The sequence below is a fragment of the Micromonospora deserti genome (assembly GCF_003236335.1).
Lineage (GTDB): Bacteria > Actinomycetota > Actinomycetes > Mycobacteriales > Micromonosporaceae > Micromonospora > Micromonospora deserti.
Genome location: NZ_POUB01000133.1, coordinates 1 through 16,561, shown reverse-complemented (window position 1 = coordinate 16,561; position 16,561 = coordinate 1). Strand labels below are relative to the sequence as shown.

Sequence of the window (16,561 nt, the reverse complement as noted above, 5' to 3'; positions counted from 1 at the left end):
GGCGGGGTGAGCGGCACGGCGACCGGCGCCGGGCCGGTGATGGTGTTGCCGTTGCCGAAGTCGAAGGTGACGAAGACGTTCTGCCCGGAGCGCAGCGCCTCGTCCAGGCCGATGAGCCGGAGCACCCGCTCGGCCTCGGTGTTGAGCTGCACGTAGCTCAGCGGCGGGATCTCGATCCGGGCCGGCTGGCCGGCCGGCGCGGGGCTCTCTGGGGCCGACGGGCTCGGCGAGCCGGTCGCCGAGGGGCTGGCCGGCTCCGACTCCGACGGGCTGGGCGAGGCGGTGCCGGTGGCCGGCGGGGTGGGCGAGGCCGGCTCGCCCGGCGAGGCGGTCGGGCTGGCCGTCGCGCCGGCGCCGCTGATCACGACGTCGCGGGCGTCGTCGCTGGTCACGGTGACGGTCACCGGGTTCGGCGAGTCGTTGTAGATAACCGCGTTGAGGACGGCGTCGGCGCCCGCCTGGTAGCCGTCGACGCCGGGGAACTCGACCAGCAGGCCGCGGACGGCGAACTCGCCATTGCTCGTCTGGATGTTGACGCCCTGGACCGACGGCACCTTGTTGGCGGTCTCGGAGACCTGGCCGGCGCCGCAGCCGGACAGCAGCAGCCCGGTCGTCGCCGCCATCCCGGTCAGCAGCAGGGCCGCCCGCCGGGAACCCCTGATCGAGCGCGTCACGTCGGTCCTCCTCGTCACGATCCCACCCGGTCACACGCCGGGCATGGTGGCCATGCCCGCGCAGACCGCGCTCCAGGGTAGTTGGGGCTGATCGGGGCCCGCACGCCGACCCGGGGATGCCACCTCCGGGGGTGGTCCTCAGATCACCCGACCATTCGCGACCAGCAGGATCACGTCGATGAGGGCCACCAGCATCACGGCCCGGAACGCGGCCACCGGCCGCCGCCCGGCCCGGACCGCGGAGCGCCCGCCGTACCAGCTGAGCGGCGGCACCACGACGGCGGCCGCGACCGCGGCGAGGCCGACCCCCGACGGCGGGCCGGGCGGTCCGAGGACCAGGGCGGCGGTCGCGGCGAGCAGCAGCCCGGCGGCGGCGACCCGGCTGCCGGCCGCCCCGAGCCGGTGCGGCAGGCCGCGTACCCCGGTCCGGGCGTCGTCGGCCAGGTCGGGCAGGACGTTGGCGAAGTGTGCCCCGGCGCCCAGGCAGGCCGCGGCGGCGACCAGCCAGACCGGGGGCGCCGGCGCGCCCGGCAGCGCCAGCACCACGAAGGCGGGCAGCGACCCGAACGAGACCGCGTACGGCAGCACCGACACCGGGGTCGACTTCAGCGGCCAGTCGTAGAGCAGCGCGGAGACCAGCCCGACGGTGGCGCAGAGCGCCGCCGGACGGCTCGTCGTCAGCGCCAGCGCCGGGGTGGCCAGCGCGGCCGCCGCGGCAGCCAGCGCCGCGGCGCGCCGGCTCACCGCGCCGGTGGCCACCGGTTTGCCGGTACGCCCCACCGTGGCGTCCCGGCCGGCGTCGAGCGCGTCGTTGGCCCAGCCCACGGCGAGCTGACTGGCCAGCACGGTGAGCACCACGGCGGCGACGCCGGCCGGCCGGTGCCCGGCCCCCCAGGCCAGCAGCCCGGCGACCGTGGTGACGGCGGCGGCCGGCTCGGGGTGGCTCGCCCGGACCAGCCCTAGCACCGTTGACGACATGAGGGAAGTCTGGTCGTTACCGGTCAGTCGTGCCACGCTCGGTCCATGCGAGACGCGGGCCGGACCCTGCCGCGCAACGATCCGCGCCAGTACGACGACCTGGCCGGTGAGTGGTGGCGGCCGGACGGCGCGTTCGCCATGCTGCACTGGCTCGCCGAGGCCCGGGCGGCGCTGGTGCCGCCGGCGACCCGGCCCGACGCGCTCCTGGTCGACATCGGCTGCGGCGCCGGCCTGCTCGCCCCCCATTTGGCCGGCAAGGGCTACCGGCACGTCGGCGTGGACCTGACCCGGTCGGCGCTGCGCCAGGCCGCCGCGCACGGGGTGACCGCCGTCAACGGCGACGCCACCGCCGTGCCGCTCGCCGACGGCTGCGCCGACGTGGTCGCGGCGGGGGAGATCCTGGAACACGTGCCCGACTGGCGGCGCGCGGTGGCCGAGGCGTGCCGGCTGCTCCGTCCGGGTGGCCTGTTCGTGCTGGACACGCTGAACGACACCGCGTTGAGCCGGCTGCTCGCCGTGCGGATCGCCGAGCGGCTGCCCACCGTGCCCCGGGGCATCCACGATCCACGGTTGTTCGTGGACGCCCGGGCCCTGGTCGCCGAGTGCGCCGGGCACGGTGTCGAGCTGCGACTGCGCGGGATCCGGCCGGGCGTACCCGGCCTGGTCGGCTGGCTGGCCCGCCGGCTGCGTACCGGCGACCGTTCCGTGGGGACGGGCCCGGCGCCCCGGATCGTGCCGACCTGGTCGACCGCGGTGCTCTACCAGGGGCGTGGCGTCCGCAGCGGATAGTCCGGCCGGTGCGGGGGTAAGGGAGCGGGCGAGAAGGGGGCGAGTATGACGGTGCACGCGCTGGAGGCGGCCCGCCGGTTGGCGCCGCGCCTGGCGGCCCGCGCGGCCGACCACGACCGGGACGGCTCGTTCCCGGTGGAGGACTTCCACGACCTGCGGGAGGCCGGTCTCTTCGGCCTGATGGTCCCCCGCGAGCTGGGCGGGATGGGCGCAACCTTCGCCGAGTACGCCGCGGTCGCCACCGAGCTCGCCCGGGGCAACGGCGCGAGCGCCCTGGTGTTCAACATGCACGCCTCGGTCACCGGCGCGCTCGGCGCGGTCACCGAGGAACTGGCCGAGGCGCTCGGCGTGCCGGACGAGGCGCTGGCCGCCCGGGACCGGCTACTCCGGGCGGCGGCCCAGGGCTCCTGGTACGCGGTGGCGATGAGCGAGCGTGGGGCGGGCGCCCGGCTGTCCCAGCTGACCACCGTCTACGAGCCGGTCGACGGCGGTTACCACCTCAAGGGCAGCAAGACCTTCTGCTCCGGGGCCGGGCACGCCGACGGCTACCTGGTGGCCGCGCGCAGCGCCGTCGACCAGTCGGTGGTGTCCCAGTTCCTGGTCCCGGCCGGGCCGGCCGGGCTGATCGTCGAGCCCACCTGGGACTCGCTCGGCATGCGCGCCACCGCCTCCCACGACCTGCACCTGGACGTCACCGTGCCGGCCGACCGGCTGCTCGGCGGGGTGGAGGGCCTGGCGCTGGTGGTCGCTCAGTTGATGCCGCACTGGCTGGTGGCCAGCTACGCCGCGGTCTACGTCGGGGTGGCCCGGGCGGCGGTCGACGCGGCGGCCGAGCACCTGAACGCCCGTAACCTCGCCGGCCTGCCCGCGGTCCGGGCCCGGCTCGGTCGGGCCGACGCGGCGGTGGCGGCGGCCGACCTGGTGGTGGCCGAGGCGGCCCGGCGGGTGGACGAGGCGCCCGGCGACGCGGAGACCAACCGCTGGGTGTGGCGGGCCAAGCTGCTGGCCGGCACCACCGCCGCTGATGTGGCGGCGTCCATGCTGGAGGCGGCTGGCACGTCGGCCACCCGCCGGGGCCATCCACTGGAGCGGCTCTATCGGGACGCCCGCTGCGGTTCCCTGCACCCGGCGACCTCCGACGTCTGCGCGGACTGGCTCGGCATCGCGGCGTTGGGCGGCGACCCGGACCATGACGGTTCGGCCCCTCGTTGGTGAGAGGGGTGACGGCGACCCGTTCCGGGGCGGGGAGGGTCGCCGCGTGTGCAAGGCCGGACGAGAGGTGGGGATCGTGGCCGTACCGGTGATCGCGGGGCTGGGGACGGCGCATCCGCCGTCGGCCGCGCAGGACGAGCTCTGGGAGGGTTACTTCGCGCGGCACTTCCCCGGCACCATCCGGGCGCTGGCCCAGCGGATCTTCGCCAACTCCGGTGTCACCCGCCGCCAGGCGGCGGTGAACCCGCTGCTGGAGGACGTCTCCGACTGGCCCACCGAACGGCGGATGCGCCGCTACCAGGTCGAGGCGCTGCCGCTGGGCAAGGAGGCGGTGGGCCGGGCGTTGACCGCGGCCGGCCTGGCCGCCGGGGACGTCGGGCTCTTCGTCGTGTGCTCGTGCACCGGGTACGCCACCCCCGGGCTGGACATCCTGCTCGCCCGCGACCTGGGCATGGCGCCGGGCACCCAGCGGATGTTCGTCGGCCACATGGGCTGCTACGCGGCCCTGCCGGGGCTGGGCGCGGCGAGCGACTTCGTGACCGCCCGCGGCCGGCCGGCGCTGCTGCTCTGCGCGGAGCTGACCAGCCTGCACATCCAGCCCTCCACCGCCCGGGTGGACACCCAGCAGATCGTCTCCCACGCGCTCTTCTCCGACGCCGCGGTCGCCGCCGTGGTCGTCCCCGACGGCCGGGGATACGCGCTGCGCGAGGTCACCTCGGTGACGGACACCTCGACCGCCGACCACATGACCTGGGACGTCACCGACACCGGTTTCCGGATGGGGCTGTCACCGAAGGTGCCGCAGGTGCTCTCCACCCACGTCCGGGGGCTGGTCGACGACCTGCTTGCCCGGCACGGCGCCGCGGTGTCCGGTGTGGACGGCTGGGCGGTGCACCCGGGCGGGCCGCGCATCCTCAACGTGGTCGAGCGCGAGCTGGCCCTGCCGCCGGAGGGCCTGGCGGCGTCCCGGGCCACGCTGGACGAGCACGGCAACTGTTCCTCGCCGACGGTGCTGCTGATCCTGGACCGGCTGCACCAGGCCGCGGTGCCGCCACGGCGGGTGGTGATGCTGGCGTTCGGTCCCGGCCTGACCCTCTACGCCGCGCTGCTGGAGCGGCAGGACTGACCGGGCCGGCCGCCGCGCGGCTACCCTCGGCTCATGAACGGCGAGTGGGCGCACCCAGGGCCCGCCGGGGCGGGCGAGCCGCGGGTCAGGGCGGATCAGACGCCGACCGGCGCGGAGGGGCCGCCCGCCGGTGACCGCCTGGCCGGTGGGTTGCTCGGCGTGGTGGCGCTGGTCGCGGTGGCCGCAGGCGGATGGTGGTGGCAGGCGAACGCGCCGGCCACCGGCCCGGTGGCGGGGGCGCCGAGCGCCGCGCCGCAGACCGGTGACGGCTTCGTGCCGGGCAGCTCCGCGCGGGGCGCCAGCTTCCGGGTCGACCCGCGGACCGGCGCCGCGTTCCGGGTGGACCCGCGCGACCGTGTCCGGATCGACCCGGGTACCGGCGGCGAGGCGGCCGGCGGCCGGCGGGGCGGGCTTGACAGCTTCGCCGACACGATCTGGCGGGAGCGGGCCACGCTCACCGCCCAGGACGGGGTCTTCCGGCAGGCCGGCGGCGGGTACGGCGCCCGCTACCTGCTCCAGTACCGCTGCTGGGGCCCCGGCGAGCTGCTGGTCGTGATCGTCGGCGGCCGGTCCGCCGCCCCGTTGACCAGTGGCTGCGACGGGTCCGTCACCAGCACCGAGGTGACCGGGGTGGGCCGGCCCGTCGAGGTGGGCCTCTCGACCGCCGGCGCCGAGCCGGTCCGGGTCGAGGCGCAGCTGGTCGCCCTGCCCTGACGCCACCGTCCCGGCCCGCGCAGTGCCGCGGGCACCGGTCGATCAAGCGTCGCGCGGGCGGTGCCCGGGGCACTGGCCGGCCGGGCGACCGGGCGAGGCGGTCGGGTCAGCTGCCGAGGCGGGCCAGGTCGGCCCGGTAGTCCTCGGCCGAGCGGATCTCCGGCACCACCTTCACCAGCACCCCGGAGCGGTCCACCAGTAGCGCGGTGGCGGAGCCGGGCCGGGCTGGCAGGTGCAGGAACGCGCGCAGGCCGCCGGCCGGGTCGGCGAGCGGTCGTACCGCCGCCGCGCCGGGCGCCGGCGGGGCCGCGACGGCCCGGTCGCCGGCGACGGTGATCAGGGTCACCCCCGTCGGCGCGGCGGTGGCCGCCTCGGCCACCTGGCTCGGGCAGGCGCACCCGTCGACCAGGATGATCATCGCCGGCAGCAGGCCGCGCAGCGGCACCGGGGACTGCCCGGCGTCGACCAGGTCCAGCGCCGGCAGCGAGCGGCCGGTGAGCCCGGCCGGCGGGGCGTACGGGGCCGGGGTGGCGGGCACGTAGGTTCGGCTCGACCGGGGCCAGCTGACCGCGACCAGGCCGGCGAGGGTGGTGAGCACCGCCACCAGCAGCACCAGCAGGGGGAGGGCCAGCGTGGGCTGGCGGCCGCTCGCCCGGCCGCCCCGGCGCAGCTCGCGGCGGACCTGTTCGGCCTCGGCGGCCAGCGCGGAGGCGTCGTCCGGCACGACCACCCGGCCCCACTCCGGGGGCAGGTCGGGCAGTCCGGGTCCGTCTGCGTCGGGCTTGCCCATCGGACCCCCCTGGAACCGTCTCGGTGACCGGACAGCGGCTCCACTCCAGCGTCCCGCACCGGGCCTCCTGCCGCTACATCTGGGCGCGTCAGCGTGCGGCGGGATACCATGGGACGAGCGCATAGCCCTTGATCTCGACGTTTCCGTCACCCGCACCGGGCCGTCATCCGCAGGTTACGGAGCGTGTTCGAATCATCGGTCTGACGGCCTGTCAAGCCGAAGAAATACCTCTCACAGGGCCCCTGAGCTGCGCCAACGGTCAGGACAGCGGTGAGACATCGGTGCCTGAGCGTGTTACCCTAGACACAGCGAAAGGGGTTTCGAACCTATGGTTTTCAGTGTCGGCGAGACCGTTGTTTACCCCCACCACGGGGCCGCACTCATCGAGGCAATCGAGACTCGGGTCATCAAGGGCGAGCCCAAGCAGTACCTCGTCCTGAGGGTCGCGCAGGGTGACCTGACGGTCCGGGTACCCGCCGAGAACGCCGAGATCGTGGGTGTGCGCGAGGTGGTCGGCGAAGAGGGCCTCGGGAAGGTCTTCGACGTGCTCCGTGCACCGCACACCGAGGAGCCGACCAACTGGTCGCGGCGTTACAAGGCGAATTTGGAGAAGCTGGCCTCCGGCAACCCGCTGAAGGTGGCCGAGGTCGTGCGTGACCTGTGGCGCCGGGAGCGGGAGCGGGGGTTGTCCGCGGGCGAGAAGCGCATGCTCGCCAAGGCCCGCGACATTCTCGTCGGCGAGGTCGCGCTGGCCGAGAAGAGCACCAAGGACGAGGCGGAGACGCTGCTCGACAAGGTGCTGACCGAGGCCTAGTCCCCACAGCATCGTCGTACCCGATTCGCAGCGAAGAAACACCACCGAGGACCGCGACGTGACCGCGCAGCTCAATCCGCGCGGTGACGTCGCGGTCCTCGTGCCTGCGGCCGGTGCCGGGGTACGGCTCGGCCCGGGCCGGCCGAAGGCGCTGCGGCTGCTCGCCGGGGAGCCGCTGCTCGTGCACGCGGTCCGCCGGCTCGCCGCCGCCGCCTCCGTGCACACCATCGTGGTGGCCGCCCCGCCCGCCGAGGTCGAGGCGGTTCGTGCCCTGCTGGCCCCGGTCGCCCCGGTGACCGTGCTGCCTGGCGGCGCCGAGCGGCAGGCGTCGGTGGCCGCCGCCCTCGCGGCGGTGCCGGCCGGCCCGGAGATCGTGCTCGTGCACGACGCCGCGCGCGCGTTGACCCCGCCCGAGCTGGTGGAGTCGGTCGCGGCGGCGGTCCGCGCCGGCCACGACGCGGTGATCCCGGTGCTCCCGGTGGTCGACACGGTGAAGGAGGTCGGCGCCGGCGAGGTGGTCCTCGGCACCGTCGACCGCACCGCGCTGCGGGTGGTGCAGACCCCGCAGGGCTTCCGCCGGGCGGTGCTGACCGCCGCGCACTCCGCCGCCGCCGGCGACCCGCTCACCGACGACGCCGGCCTGGTCGAGAAGCAGGGCGTCCCGGTGGTCTGCGTGCCCGGCTCGGAGTACGCGCTGAAGGTCACCCGCCCGTTCGACCTCGCGCTCGCCGAGCATCTGCTGGCCGCCGGCGCCTGACGCGTACCCTCGTCGCATGATCGTTCCCCGGGTGGCCGTCGGCACCGACGTGCACGCCTTCGAAGCCGGCCGGCCGTGCTGGCTCGCCGGCCTGCTCTGGCCCGACCAGGACGGCCTGGCCGGGCACTCGGACGCCGACGTCGTGGCACACGCCGCCTGCAACGCCCTGCTCTCCGCCGCCGGTCTCGGCGACCTCGGCGCCAACTTCGGGGTGGGCCAGCCCGAGTGGGCGGGCGCGTCCGGCGTCGCTCTGCTCACCGAGAGCGCCCGCCGGGTGCGGGCCGCCGGCTTCGCGATCGGCAACGTGTCGGTGCAGGTGATCGGCAACCGGCCGAAGATCGGGCCGCGCCGCGAGGAGGCCCAGCGGGTGCTCTCCGCGGCCGTCGGGGCGCCGGTCACGGTCTCCGCCGCCACCACCGACGGCCTCGGCTTCACCGGCCGCGGCGAAGGGCTCGCCGGGCTCGCGGTGGCCCTGGTGTACGAGGCTCCGGCCGCCTAGGCTCGCCGCGATGTCCTCCAGCGACGCCACCTCCGACCGGTCGGCCGCCGACGGCTACCTGCAGCGAGCCCAGCTCCTCGCCGAGCTGGGCCGCTACGACGAGGCCGCCGCCGAACTCGGCTTCGCGATCGCCCTCGACCCGGGCAACCCGGACGCGCTGGCCATGCTCTCCCGGGTGCACCTCGCCGCGGACCGCCCCGCCGAGGCGCTGACCGCCGCCGACGCCGCCGTCGCCGCCGCCCCGGACAGCGTCCCGGCGCTGGTCGCCCGCGGCCTGGCCCTGGCCGACCTGGCGGAGTACGCCGAGTCGGCGCGTACCGCCGACCGGATCCTGGCGCTCGGCCCCGACGACGCGTACGCCCAGCGCAGCGCGGCGGCGATCCTGGCCGGCTCGCGCAACGGGCAGCCGGCGCTCAACGCGGCCTGGCGCGGGGTCGAGTTGGCGCCCGAGGAGCCGCAGGCGCATCTGGTGCTCGGCCTGGTCGCCGCGAACATGCAGATGTTCGACCTCGCCGAGCGGGCCTACCGGGAGGCGCTCCGGCTCGACCCGCAGCTGGCCGAGGCGCGGCACGACATCGGCGTGCTCCGGCTGGAGCAGCGGCGCTGGAGCGAGGCCCTGGAGCACTTGGCCGAGGCCGCCGCCACGAGCCCGGGGCGGGTGGACTCCGGCCGTACGATCTCCGCCGGTCTGCGGCAGCTCGTGGTGTACGGCGCGGGCTGGTCGATGATCGCCGCCGTGCTGATCGCCTGCCTCGCGCCCGGCAGCGCGGGTCTGTCCCGGTTCGCCGCGGCGTTCGCCGCGCTCGGCGGGGCGCTGGTGGTCTGGCGCTTCGCCGCCAGGCTGCCCGGGCTGACCCGCACCATCCTGCCCAGCCTGCTGCGCTCCGACCGGGCGTTGGCCCTGGCGGTCTACGCGGCGGCCGCCGCACCGGCACTGATCCTGCTCTACGCCCTGGTCGGCACCCCGTGGCCGCTGGTCCTCGCGATCGCCACCGCCGTCGCCGCCGAACTCGCCGTCCTCCCCCGCACCGTCGGGTGACTCGACGTCGCGCCGGACGCGGCGACGCCTAGCCGCGGCGCGCCCAGGTCCAGGCGTACGCGTCGTCCTCGCAGGCGGTCGCCGCGTCGCAGAGGTCGAGCGGGCGGAACGTGTCGACCATGACCGCCAACTCGTCGAAGAAGTCCACCCCGATCGAGCGTTCCGCCGCGCCCGGCTGGGGGCCGTGGGTGAAGCCGGACGGGTGCAGCGAGATCGAGCCCTGCTCGATGCCGGAGCCGCGCCGGGCCTCGTAGTTGCCGCCGGTGTAGAAGAGCATCTCGTCGGAGTCGACGTTGTGGTGGTTGTACGGCACCGGGATGGCGTCCGGGTGGTAGTCGACCTTGCGGGGCACGAACGAGCAGATCACGAAGTTCGGGCCCTGGAAGGTCTGGTGCACCGGCGGCGGCTGGTGGATCCGGCCGGTGATCGGCTCGAAGTCGTGGATGGAGAACGCCCACGGGTACAGGTGGCCGTCCCAGCCGACCACGTCGAACGGGTGGTTCGCGTAGACGTGGCGGGTCCAGCCGCGCCGGTGCCGTACCAGCACCTCGACGTCGGTGCCGTCGACCAGCAGCGGCGCGTCCGGCCCGCGGACGTCCCGCTCGCAGTACGGGGCGTGCTCCAGGAACTGGCCGCGTACGGACAGGTAGCGCTTGGGCGGGCCGATGTGGCCGGACGCCTCGACGGTGAGCAGCCGGGCCGGTTCGTCGCCGGTGGGCACCAGCCGGTGGACCGTCGAGGTGGGGATGATGACGTAGTCGCCGGCCACCGCGTCGAGCACGCCGAACGTCGACTCCACCCGCAAAGTGCCCGACTCGACGTAGAGGCAGTGGTCGCCGGTGGCGTCCCGGAACAGCGGGGAGGGCTGGTCGGCCAGCACGTAGGCGATCCGCACGTCGTCGTTGGCGAGCAGGTACCGGCGGCCGAGCAGCGGGTCGGCCCCGGTGCCGTCGAGCTTGTGGGTACGCAGGTGCCGGGGCTTCAGCGGCAGGTTGGGCATCCGGGTGATCGCGGGCGGGGTGAACTCCTCGGCCGCGACGATCGCGGTGGGCGCGTGCCGGTGGTAGAGCAGGGCCGAGTCGGAGGAGAAGCCCTCCTGGCCCATCAGCTCCTCGGCGTAGAGGCGCCCGTCGGGCTGCCGGAACTGGGTGTGGCGCTTGCGCGGCACCTCGCCGACGCTGCGGTAGTACGGCATCTCGCCTCCCGGACTTGTTCCGTGCACCGACCAACCAATGTCCGATAACCGGACGTGGTTGTCCGTTCCTTGTAGCGTCCCGTACATTCTTGTCTCGTGTCAACGCAGCCGCCCGCGCTCCTCGACGGCCTGGTCGACGACGCCGCCGTCTTCCCGCCCGGCAGCGCGACGCTGCCCGACGCCGTCGCCGCCCACCGGCGACACCGCACCTCCTGGTACGCGGACCTGGTCGGTCCGCTGCTGGTCCCCGCCTCGGCGCTGCCGGCGCTCGCCGGCCTGCTCGGCGCCGACGAGCGGATCGCGGTGGGCGTCGTCGCCGACGTGCCGGTCGGGCACCTGGCGGCGGTACGCGCCGACGTCGATCCGCGGATCCAGGTCCGCCAGATCGAGGCGGCGGTCGCCAGGCGCGGCGAGGACCCGCTGCCCGGCCTGACCGAGCTGACCGCGCTGGCCCGCCCCGCCAGCGGGCGGGCCGGCGGGCCGGGCGGCGGCACCCTCGACGTCTTCGCCGAGCTGCCGCTGACCTTCGGGCTGATGGGCGCGCTGGACGCGATCGCGGCGGCCCGCGCCGACGGCGTGCCGGTGGCGGCGAAGTTCCGCACCGGCGGGCTGGCCGCCGAACTCTTCCCCACCCCCGCCGAGCTGGCCGCGGTGATCTGCGCCTGCCGGGACCGGGACCTGCCGTTCAAGCTGACCGCCGGGCTGCACCACGCGGTGCGGCACCTGGACCCGGAGACCGGGTTCACCCACCACGGCTTCGCCAACGTGCTGGCCGCCACGCTCGCCGCCGCCGGGGGCGCGGGCGTGGCGCCGGTCGCCGAGCTGCTCGCCGCCGCCGACCCGCGCCCGCTGGTACAGCTCATCGAGGACCGGCTGGACACTCCGCGTCCGCTGTGGATCGGCTTCGGCTCGTGCAGCATCCTGGAACCACTGACCGATCTGAGCCGGCTGGGGCTGGTGAACGGGGGCTTCGACGCATGACCTGGGTGACGGGTGCCGACGGTTCGCCGTACGGGGTGACCAACCTGCCGTACGGCGTGTTCCGCCACGGCGAGCGCGAGCCGCGCATCGGCGTACGGATCGGCGACTTCGTGCTGGACCTGGCCGGCGCGGAAGCGGCTGGGCTGGTGCTGGCCGCCGGCGCGCTCGGCCGGCCCACCCTGAACGAGTTCATGGCGCTCGGGCGTCCCCAGTGGACGGCCGTCCGGCGGCGGGTGACCGAGCTGCTCACCGACCCCGCGCACCGGCCGGCGGTGCAGCCGCTGCTGGCGCCGCTCGACCAGGTGCGGTTGCTGCTGCCCTTCGAGGTTGCTGACTACGTCGACTTTTACTCCTCCGAGCACCACGCGACCAACGTCGGGAAGATCTTCCGCCCCGGCCAGCCGCCGCTGCTGCCGAACTGGAAGCACCTGCCGATCGGCTACCACGGCAGGGCCGGCACGGTGGTGGTCTCCGGCACCCCGGTAATCCGCCCCACCGGCCAGCGGGCCACCCCGCAGGGCCCGGTCGCCGGCCCGTCGGTCCGCCTGGACATCGAGGCCGAGGTCGGCTTCGTGGTGGGCGTACCCAGCCCGCTGGGCCGCCGGGTCCCCGTCGACGACTTCGCCGACCACGTCTTCGGCGTGGTGCTGGTCAACGACTGGTCCGCCCGGGACATCCAGGCCTGGGAGTACCAGCCGCTCGGCCCGTTCCTGGGCAAGTCCTTCGCCACCTCGGTCTCCGCCTGGGTAACCCCGCTGGACGCGCTCGGGGACGCCTTCGTGCCCGCCCCCGACCAGGACCCGCCGGTCGCCGACTACCTGCGGGACGTGCCGCACCTCGGGCTCGACCTGCGGCTGGAGGTGTGGTGGAACGGCGAGCGGGTCAGCCAGCCCCCGTTCGCCGGCATGTACTGGACGCCGGCCCAGCAGTTGGCCCACCTCACCGTCAACGGCGCCTCGCTGCGCACCGGCGACCTGTACGCCTCGGGCACCGTCTCCGGGCCGGAACGGCACCAGGTCGGCTCGTTCCTGGAGCTGACGTGGGGCGGGGCGGAGCCGGTGAAGTTCGCCGGCGGCGAGACCCGGGGCTTTCTGGAGGACGGCGACTCGGTCACCGTTACCGCCACCGCGCCCGGCCCGGACGGCACCACCGTGGCACTGGGCGAGGTGACCGGCACCATCCTCCCGGCCCGCTGATCCACCCGCCGCCCCGGTCGCACAGATGGTGCGATGAGGCGCGCCCCTTCCCGCGTTGATCGTCCCGGATTCCGTCGCCGTGCCGCGCCGGGTCCGGGCCGGCGCCCCCTTCCGGTCCGGACCCGGCGCGGCGTGGCGTCCCGACCGGACAGGAAGGTGACGACGATGAACGATCTCGCGGGCGCGGTCTGGCGTACCAGCAGCCGCTCCAACGACCAGGGTCTCTGCGTGGAGGTCGCGGACAACCTGGTCGGCGTCCTCGGCGTGGTGGGCGTACGCGACTCCAAGGACCAGGGCGGCCCCACGCTCGCCGTCAGCCCACCGGGATGGGCGGCCTTCGTCGGGGCGATCCGGGCCGGCCAGTTCCGTCCCTGATCCCCCGCGCCCCGGCCGGGCTCGATCGGGGTCTCCGGCGGTGGAAATTCCGCGCCGGGGGCCCCGCTCCGTCCTCACCCGGCGTACCGTCGACGCCACGGGAGGTGGCATGTCGACGGTGGTTGTCACGGAGTTCGTCGAGGCGCGCGCCGGCGTCGTCTGGCGGCTGCTGACCGACCTGACCCGCCGCGCCGGGCGGCCGGGCGCCACCGGCCCGGTCGAGGCGCTCACCACCGGCCCGTTCGGCGCCGGCACGGCCTGGCGGGAGACCCGCCGGCAGCCCGACGGCACGGCGCTGGTCGAAGAGTTCGTCGTCATCGAGGCGGAGCCGCCCCGGCGGCTGGTGCTCAGCTCGCTCGGGGCCGGGGCCGACTACCGGATCACCTGGACGTTGCGCGAGGTCGAGCGGCGACGCCGGGGCTGCACCGCCGTCACCGTGGCGCAGGAGGCGGTGCCGACCGCGCCGTACGGCCGGATGGTCGCGCTGCTGCTCGGCGGGCTGGCCGCACGGGCCGTCGAGGGTGCGCTGCGGCGGGACCTGGCCGACCTCGCCGCCGCGGCCGCCGCCCGCTCCGCCGAGGCGGCCTGAGCCGGTCTTCGACGCGGTCCCGCCCGCCGGCACGGCGGCCGGTACGCCCCGCCCTCGGGTGGGTGCGCCGTCACCGTGCGGCAACCTGACCGGGCCTCGACGGGCCCCGCTGGGTAGGGTGCCGGGCGGAGGTGCGCATGGGGTTCCCGAAGGGCGGGCGGCGGATCGTGCTGGTCGGCGCGGCGCTGCTCGCCGCCGTCGCGGTCGCGGCCACGGTCTACCGGGTGCTCGCCCCCGCCGAGGTCAGCACCGTCGCCCGGGCGGAGTACCCCGCCGCCCCGACGCCGGCCGCCGGGGTGGTCGGCCGGCTCCCCGTCGCACCGCTGATCGTCGACGGCCGGCTGCGGGTGTACGCGGGCCACCGCCAGGTGTACGCCGACCGGCCGGTGGACGGGCGGCACCGGACCACCCCGTACTGGTCGTACCGGCGCTGGCCGGCGGCGCTCGACGGGGTGGTGGCGAGCGGCACGACCGTGGTCAGCCGCTGGTCGGACGGGCGGCTGGTGGCGCTGGACGCGCGTACCGGCCGGGTGGCCTGGCGCGCCGACGGGCCGGCGCCGGTGGGGGAGCGGGCGGTCCGGCGCACCGGCGCGGCGGTCGTCTGGGACCCGCGCGGGCTCTTCGTGACCCGAGCCGCCGACGGCCGGCAGGTGGTGGTGACCGCCGGCGCCGGGCAGGTACGCGGCGTCGACCTGGCCGCCGGGCGGGAACTCTGGCGGGCGGCGGTCGACTCGGGCTGCCGGGATGCGGTCGGCACCACCACGGCCGGGCAGTTGATCACCGTGGATGCCTGCGCCGGACCCGCCACGGTCGAGTTCCGGGACGCCGGGACGGGCGTGGTGGGCAGCCGCTGGCGGCCGCCCGGAGTCGGCGACGAACTGGTGGCGAGCCCGGTCGGCTGCCTGAGCGGCCGCTCCGGGTGCGCCGCGTTGCGGACCGTCGGGCCGGCCGACGACGCGGTCCGGGGCTGGCTGCTCGGCGTCGGCGGGCCGACCGCCGCCCCCGCTCTGGACCGGCCGGACGCGGCGCTGGCCGGCGAGGTGGCGGTCGCGGTGGTCGACGGGGTCCTGGTGGGCCGCTCGGCGCGCACCGGTGCCGAGCTGTGGCGGCGCGACGACCTGCCGCCGGGGCGGCTGCTCGCGGTCCAGCCCGGCCGGGTGCACCTGCTGACCGAGGCGAAGGACCTGGTCACCCTGGACGCGGCGACCGGGGCGCAGCGGTCCTGGTTCACCCTGTCGGCCGGCTCGGACGGCACCGGCTGGGCACCCGGGGCGGCGTACGCGGCGGACGGCTGGGTGGCGGTCGAGCGGCTGCGCCGGCCGGTCGACCCGGACGGCGACGACCAGCGCTACTTCTTCACGTCCGAGCCGGTGGTGGTGGCCCGGACGTGACGCGCCGGGGCCCCCACCTCTTCGACAAAACGGACATAAGTTACTTATAGTCCCACTGTGCGTCTCGTGGCTGCCCTGATGGGCGCGATCCTGATCCTGCTCACCGCATCACCGGCGGACGCCGCGCCGGCGTCCCGCACGGTCCGGCTGGCCGTCACCGAGGGGGCCGACATCACGGCGCCGGCGGCCGCCGACCTGGGCCCCGGATTCGAGCCGCTGCCGGCCGGCTGAGCCGTCCCGGTCCGGTCCGCTCGGGGATGGCGGACCGGACCGGGCCCGTTCGCCGAGGCGGTGCTCAGCCGAGCGCCGGCTCCGCCGCGACCAGGAAGGCGTCGTTCTCGGCCGGCGTGCCGATGGTGACCCGGACCCCGTCGCCGGCGAACGGCCGCACGATCACCCCGCGCGCCTCGCAGGCCCGGCCGAAGTCCACCGCGCGGTCGCCCAGCGGCAGCCAGACGAAGTTCGCCTGGCTGTCCGGCACGGCCGGGACGAGCTTGCGCAGCGCCTCGGTGACCCTGTCGCGCTCGGCGACGACCATCGCGCAGCGCCGCTCCACCTCGTCGGCCTGGGCCAGCGCGGCCAGGGCGCCGGCCTGGGCGGCCATGCTGGTGGAGAAGGGAGTGACCACCTTCCGTACCGCCGCGGCCACCTCCGGCTGGGCGACCAGGAAGCCGACCCGCAGGCCGGCCAGCCCCCACGCCTTGGACAGGGTCCGCAGCACGGCCACGTTCGGCCGGTCCAGGTAGGTCAGCCCGTCCGGCACCTCCGGGTCGGTGACGAACTCCCGGTACGCCTCGTCGATGACGACCAGCACGTCCTCGGGCACCGCGTCCAGGAAGCGGTCCAGCTCGGCCCGGCGCACCGCGGTGCCGGTGGGGTTGTTCGGGTTACAGACCAGGATCATCCTCGTCCGGTCGGTCACGGCCGCGGCCATCGCCGGCAGGTCGTGCCCGTGCCCGGCGTCGTTGGGCACCCGAACGCTGGTCGCGCCGCTGGTCGCCGCGATGATCGGGTACGCCTCGAACGAGCGCCACGCATAGAGCAACTCGTCGCCGGGCAGGCAGGTGGCCCGGACCAGGTGCTCGGCCAGCGCCACCGACCCGCAGCCGGTGGCGATCCGGTCGGCGGCCACGCCGTACCGCTGCGCCAGCGCCTCGCGCAGCGCCACCACGCCCATGTCCGGGTAGCGGTGCACCCCGGCGGCGGCCTCGGCGACCGCCTCCACCACGCCGGGCAGCGGGCCGTACGGCACCTCGTTGCTGGCCAGCTTGATCGCCTCGGGCAGCCCCAGCTCGCGGGCCAGGTCGGCCGGACTGCGGCCGGGTACGTAGTTGGGTAGCGCGTCCAGGTCGGCGCGGGTCAGCCGCAGCGCCGGCTGGTGACGTCCGGTGTCGGTCATGGGGTGTCTCCCGGGGGGTTGGTGCGGTCGTTCGGGGCGGTGC

At 75.8% G+C, this 16,561-nt stretch carries 19 protein-coding genes; 14 read left to right on the top strand and 5 right to left on the bottom strand.

Features of this window, described 5'->3' with window-relative positions:
- Both C1I99_RS18765 and C1I99_RS18760 read right to left on the bottom strand, forming a co-directional pair.
- Positions 1-674 (bottom strand): hypothetical protein (locus C1I99_RS18765; RefSeq protein WP_111135521.1); only part of this gene is annotated, 674 nt, incomplete at its 3' end.
- A gap of 138 nt (positions 675-812) precedes the next feature.
- On the bottom strand, positions 813-1,652 hold the full coding sequence (locus C1I99_RS18760) for a UbiA family prenyltransferase (RefSeq protein ID WP_111135520.1): 840 nt from the start codon (positions 1,650-1,652) through the stop codon (positions 813-815).
- Positions 1,653-1,697: 45 nt separating this feature from the next.
- Between C1I99_RS18760 and C1I99_RS18755 the strand changes: the two genes are divergently transcribed.
- The 4 genes from C1I99_RS18755 to C1I99_RS18740 all read left to right on the top strand — a co-directional run bounded on the left by C1I99_RS18755 (position 1,698) and on the right by C1I99_RS18740 (position 5,493).
- The gene (locus C1I99_RS18755) at positions 1,698-2,441 is read left to right on the top strand and encodes a methyltransferase domain-containing protein (protein ID WP_111135519.1); all 744 of its coding nucleotides are present in this window, start codon (positions 1,698-1,700) and stop codon (positions 2,439-2,441) included.
- Positions 2,442-2,486: 45 nt separating this feature from the next.
- Entirely contained in the window at positions 2,487-3,656 is a 1,170-nt protein-coding gene (locus tag C1I99_RS18750; RefSeq protein WP_111135518.1) for an acyl-CoA dehydrogenase family protein, read from the top strand.
- Positions 3,657-3,720: 64 nt separating this feature from the next.
- Positions 3,721-4,779 (top strand): type III polyketide synthase, encoded by a 1,059-nt coding sequence (locus C1I99_RS18745; RefSeq protein WP_199562246.1) that lies wholly within the window; start codon positions 3,721-3,723, stop codon positions 4,777-4,779.
- Between the two features lie 33 nt (positions 4,780-4,812).
- Positions 4,813-5,493, top strand: a complete 681-nt coding sequence (locus C1I99_RS18740; protein ID WP_111135517.1) for a hypothetical protein — start codon at positions 4,813-4,815, stop codon at positions 5,491-5,493.
- A gap of 106 nt (positions 5,494-5,599) precedes the next feature.
- On the opposite strand, the gene C1I99_RS18735 is transcribed toward C1I99_RS18740, so the two are convergent.
- The gene (locus C1I99_RS18735; protein ID WP_111135516.1) at positions 5,600-6,283 is read right to left on the bottom strand and encodes a hypothetical protein; all 684 of its coding nucleotides are present in this window, start codon (positions 6,281-6,283) and stop codon (positions 5,600-5,602) included.
- 328 nt (positions 6,284-6,611) lie between these two features.
- On the opposite strand from C1I99_RS18735, the gene C1I99_RS18730 reads away from it, so the two are divergent.
- Genes C1I99_RS18730 through C1I99_RS18715 form a run of 4 tightly spaced genes read left to right on the top strand, consistent with a single transcriptional unit; the run spans position 6,612 to position 9,392 of the window.
- Positions 6,612-7,097: a CarD family transcriptional regulator gene (locus C1I99_RS18730; RefSeq protein ID WP_007073334.1), complete on the top strand. Its 486-nt coding sequence runs from the start codon at positions 6,612-6,614 to the stop codon at positions 7,095-7,097.
- A gap of 58 nt (positions 7,098-7,155) precedes the next feature.
- Positions 7,156-7,854: a 2-C-methyl-D-erythritol 4-phosphate cytidylyltransferase gene (gene ispD, locus C1I99_RS18725; protein ID WP_111135515.1), complete on the top strand. Its 699-nt coding sequence runs from the start codon at positions 7,156-7,158 to the stop codon at positions 7,852-7,854.
- 16 nt (positions 7,855-7,870) lie between these two features.
- The gene (gene ispF, locus C1I99_RS18720) at positions 7,871-8,353 is read left to right on the top strand and encodes a 2-C-methyl-D-erythritol 2,4-cyclodiphosphate synthase (protein WP_111135514.1); all 483 of its coding nucleotides are present in this window, start codon (positions 7,871-7,873) and stop codon (positions 8,351-8,353) included.
- Between the two features lie 10 nt (positions 8,354-8,363).
- Positions 8,364-9,392: a tetratricopeptide repeat protein gene (locus C1I99_RS18715; RefSeq protein WP_111135513.1), complete on the top strand. Its 1,029-nt coding sequence runs from the start codon at positions 8,364-8,366 to the stop codon at positions 9,390-9,392.
- A 28-nt stretch (positions 9,393-9,420) separates the two neighbouring features.
- Here the strand turns inward: C1I99_RS18715 and C1I99_RS18710 are convergent, their stop codons facing one another.
- The gene (locus C1I99_RS18710) at positions 9,421-10,587 is read right to left on the bottom strand and encodes a homogentisate 1,2-dioxygenase (protein ID WP_111135512.1); all 1,167 of its coding nucleotides are present in this window, start codon (positions 10,585-10,587) and stop codon (positions 9,421-9,423) included.
- A gap of 96 nt (positions 10,588-10,683) precedes the next feature.
- On the opposite strand from C1I99_RS18710, the gene C1I99_RS18705 reads away from it, so the two are divergent.
- The 6 genes from C1I99_RS18705 (at position 10,684) to C1I99_RS32820 (ending at position 15,350) form a co-directional block, all read left to right on the top strand.
- Entirely contained in the window at positions 10,684-11,568 is an 885-nt protein-coding gene (locus tag C1I99_RS18705) for a hypothetical protein (protein ID WP_111135511.1), read from the top strand.
- The gene (gene fahA / locus C1I99_RS18700) at positions 11,565-12,764 is read left to right on the top strand and encodes a fumarylacetoacetase (RefSeq protein WP_111135510.1); all 1,200 of its coding nucleotides are present in this window, start codon (positions 11,565-11,567) and stop codon (positions 12,762-12,764) included. Before C1I99_RS18705 ends, fahA begins: the two co-directional genes overlap by 4 nt.
- 165 nt (positions 12,765-12,929) lie before the next feature.
- Positions 12,930-13,139, top strand: a complete 210-nt coding sequence (locus C1I99_RS18695; RefSeq protein WP_111135509.1) for a DUF397 domain-containing protein — start codon at positions 12,930-12,932, stop codon at positions 13,137-13,139.
- 109 nt (positions 13,140-13,248) lie between these two features.
- On the top strand, positions 13,249-13,728 hold the full coding sequence (locus tag C1I99_RS18690) for an SRPBCC family protein (RefSeq protein ID WP_111135508.1): 480 nt from the start codon (positions 13,249-13,251) through the stop codon (positions 13,726-13,728).
- 137 nt (positions 13,729-13,865) lie between these two features.
- A complete protein-coding gene (locus C1I99_RS18685) occupies positions 13,866-15,119 on the top strand; it encodes an outer membrane protein assembly factor BamB family protein (protein WP_111135507.1) in 1,254 nt (417 codons plus the stop codon).
- Between the two features lie 57 nt (positions 15,120-15,176).
- Complete coding sequence (locus C1I99_RS32820) at positions 15,177-15,350, top strand: hypothetical protein (protein ID WP_158554080.1); 174 nt, start codon at positions 15,177-15,179, stop codon at positions 15,348-15,350.
- A gap of 64 nt (positions 15,351-15,414) precedes the next feature.
- Here C1I99_RS32820 and hisC read toward each other — a convergent pair whose 3' ends face one another.
- Entirely contained in the window at positions 15,415-16,518 is a 1,104-nt protein-coding gene (hisC, locus tag C1I99_RS18680; RefSeq protein ID WP_111135506.1) for a histidinol-phosphate transaminase, read from the bottom strand.
- Positions 16,519-16,561 lie beyond the last annotated feature (43 nt).

What these genes read in the sequence shown, in the direction of transcription:
- C1I99_RS18760 (WP_111135520.1), bottom strand. Translation starts at nt 1,652, where the DNA reads ATGTCGTCAACGGTGCTAGGGCTGGTCCGGGCGAGCCACCCCGAGCCG.
- C1I99_RS18755 (WP_111135519.1), top strand. Translation starts at nt 1,698, where the DNA reads ATGCGAGACGCGGGCCGGACCCTGCCGCGCAACGATCCGCGCCAGTAC.
- C1I99_RS18750 (WP_111135518.1), top strand. Translation starts at nt 2,487, where the DNA reads ATGACGGTGCACGCGCTGGAGGCGGCCCGCCGGTTGGCGCCGCGCCTG.
- C1I99_RS18740 (WP_111135517.1), top strand. Translation starts at nt 4,813, where the DNA reads ATGAACGGCGAGTGGGCGCACCCAGGGCCCGCCGGGGCGGGCGAGCCG.
- C1I99_RS18735 (WP_111135516.1), bottom strand. Translation starts at nt 6,283, where the DNA reads ATGGGCAAGCCCGACGCAGACGGACCCGGACTGCCCGACCTGCCCCCG.
- C1I99_RS18730 (WP_007073334.1), top strand. Translation starts at nt 6,612, where the DNA reads ATGGTTTTCAGTGTCGGCGAGACCGTTGTTTACCCCCACCACGGGGCC.
- ispF (WP_111135514.1), top strand. Translation starts at nt 7,871, where the DNA reads ATGATCGTTCCCCGGGTGGCCGTCGGCACCGACGTGCACGCCTTCGAA.
- C1I99_RS18715 (WP_111135513.1), top strand. Translation starts at nt 8,364, where the DNA reads ATGTCCTCCAGCGACGCCACCTCCGACCGGTCGGCCGCCGACGGCTAC.
- C1I99_RS18710 (WP_111135512.1), bottom strand. Translation starts at nt 10,587, where the DNA reads ATGCCGTACTACCGCAGCGTCGGCGAGGTGCCGCGCAAGCGCCACACC.
- fahA (WP_111135510.1), top strand. Translation starts at nt 11,565, where the DNA reads ATGACCTGGGTGACGGGTGCCGACGGTTCGCCGTACGGGGTGACCAAC.
- C1I99_RS18695 (WP_111135509.1), top strand. Translation starts at nt 12,930, where the DNA reads ATGAACGATCTCGCGGGCGCGGTCTGGCGTACCAGCAGCCGCTCCAAC.
- C1I99_RS18690 (WP_111135508.1), top strand. Translation starts at nt 13,249, where the DNA reads ATGTCGACGGTGGTTGTCACGGAGTTCGTCGAGGCGCGCGCCGGCGTC.
- C1I99_RS18685 (WP_111135507.1), top strand. Translation starts at nt 13,866, where the DNA reads ATGGGGTTCCCGAAGGGCGGGCGGCGGATCGTGCTGGTCGGCGCGGCG.
- hisC (WP_111135506.1), bottom strand. Translation starts at nt 16,518, where the DNA reads ATGACCGACACCGGACGTCACCAGCCGGCGCTGCGGCTGACCCGCGCC.